The sequence below is a fragment of the Geminisphaera colitermitum TAV2 genome, from assembly GCF_000171235.2.
Classification (GTDB): Bacteria; Verrucomicrobiota; Verrucomicrobiia; order Opitutales; family Opitutaceae; genus Geminisphaera; species Geminisphaera colitermitum.
This window is the reverse complement of the sequence record NZ_ABEA03000028.1, coordinates 1-1,807: the sequence shown is the minus strand read 5'-3', so window position 1 is coordinate 1,807 and position 1,807 is coordinate 1. Positions and strand designations below refer to the sequence as shown.

2 protein-coding genes and 1 pseudogene are annotated in these 1,807 nt (G+C 63.2%); 1 reads left to right on the top strand and 2 read right to left on the bottom strand.

What is annotated here, in order from left to right; translation table 11 throughout:
- Positions 1 to 78: 78 nt before the first annotated feature.
- Positions 79 to 828, bottom strand: a complete 750-nt coding sequence (locus OBACDRAFT_RS03640; RefSeq protein ID WP_043582880.1) for a hypothetical protein — start codon at positions 826 to 828, stop codon at positions 79 to 81.
- Positions 829 to 849: 21 nt separating this feature from the next.
- Positions 850 to 1,527: a DUF4013 domain-containing protein gene (locus OBACDRAFT_RS03635; RefSeq protein WP_043582878.1), complete on the bottom strand. Its 678-nt coding sequence runs from the start codon at positions 1,525 to 1,527 to the stop codon at positions 850 to 852.
- A 60-nt stretch (positions 1,528 to 1,587) separates the two neighbouring features.
- Between OBACDRAFT_RS03635 and OBACDRAFT_RS03630 the strand changes: the two are divergent.
- Positions 1,588 to 1,807 (top strand): annotated as a pseudogene (locus OBACDRAFT_RS03630) (polyprenyl synthetase family protein); the annotation flags it as partial.

Below are 1,807 nucleotides of genomic sequence, written 5' to 3'. Positions count from 1 at the left end.
GGCCTGCTGCGGGGCGGCGAGCAACAATACCGCCCCGGCTACGAAAATTCGTGCGACACAGGTTCCGGGCTTCACAGGTCAGGGCACCTTGAGAACGAGGGTTTTGCCGTCGATCGTTGCGTTTTCGAGCCGTCCCCAAGCACCGGACAGGTCGGAGGGCGAGGGGAAGGCTTCGTCGATTTTTTCCTGCACTTTGCCAGCGAGTCCGGGAATGCGGCTGGTGGGAAGCGCACCGATGCGGATTTCGTCAGGGGAGAAGTTTTTGCCGGAAAATTTGCCGCTGGCTTTCACGAGGATCGGTCGGACGAGGCCGAGGATATGGACGTCGCCTTCGAGGGTGATTTGGAGTTGCCCGTCCGTGAGGCGGAAGTTGGGCACGCCGGGCGCGAAGACGAAGGAACCTTCGGGGTTGGTTTTTTCGAAGGAGGATTGGGCCCAGACGTTGAGGTCGCTTTCGGTGACTTTGATTTCGCCCGAGGGGCCGTCGAGCAGTTGCTGGCGTTTGCGCAGCCAGCGTTGGGAATCGGCTTCGTCGGCCGCGCCGGCGACGTAATAAACCTTGGCGTGGTCGGGCTTGGCGGGGAGTTCGGCAACGCGTTCCACCGGACGGGCGGCCAGATGAAGGGCGGCGAGGAGGGCGCCGAGGATCAGCGTGATGCTTCCGGCGAACACGCACGCGCCAGCCGTGGGCATAATGGGGAGCGGGGCGGGTTCCTTGATCGGTTTGCCGCGTTTGCCTGCAACGGCGACAGGCGCGTAGGATACGGGAGCGGCGGGCGCGGCCCCGGCTGCGGATGTGGATGCGGGTGTGTTGGGTGCTTGCGACATGGGCGGAAATGAACGGAAGGACTATCGGGTGTTGTTATCGGAATTTGGGCGTCCGGTGCGGCGGATTTGTTCCACCTGGCGGAAGAAAGTTGCATAAAAAGCCCAACTGGCGAGCAGCGCAATAAAGACGGTGAACGTCATCAGCGGACTGCCGAGCACGACAAAGCCGGTCACGGCAAACGTGGGCACGTAGAGGTAGGCGCGCGTGGAGCGGAGCATCGCCATCAGCACCCAGGGGCGAAACGCATCGGTGTATTCCTCGCGCCGCTGGTATTGGTAGAGCCCGGCCACGGTGAGGGGGAGCGACACGATCACGCCGATGGAGATGGGCAGGTAGATCAACGGCCCCGCCAGCACGCCCGGCAGGTCCAGCATGGCGAGGCCGAGCAACCGAAGCAGGAGCATCACCGCGCCGACGAGGAGCCCGGCCACGGCGATGGGCAACAGGCCGAGCACGCAAAAAATCACGAATGCGGACACGCCGTTCAAGAAGAGCCGTTTCCAGTCCTCCCACTCGGGCAACGGGCTCTCTTCCCCGCCCAAAACTCCGCGCCGCGCCCGGTCCACGATCTCGTAAAGATAACCAAAGGCAAAAAAGTGCGCCACGGGGATGGCCAGGAGCAGTGCCCCGATCAAACACTTGATGAACCAGGTGGAATCGGAAAAGAGGCGTTTGCAGACTTGCTCCAAGGTAGGCATTGCGGGAACGGAAAGTGACTCGATAACAGGATGCAGGATCGCCAACGTATTTACGCGCTGATGGACATCACAACTAAATTAAACCGCCTCGTCGCCGCCTTTGACGCCTCGCTCGATTCGCTCGTGCCGCCCTACGCCAGTCCCCGGCCCGGCGTCCAGCCCGGTCCCGCCCGTCTGCGCGAAGCCATGCGCTACACCCTGCAAGCCGGTGGCAAGCGCCTGCGTCCCGTGCTCCTCATTGCGGCGTCGGAGCTCTTCGCGCCCACGGAGCCCTCCCCCC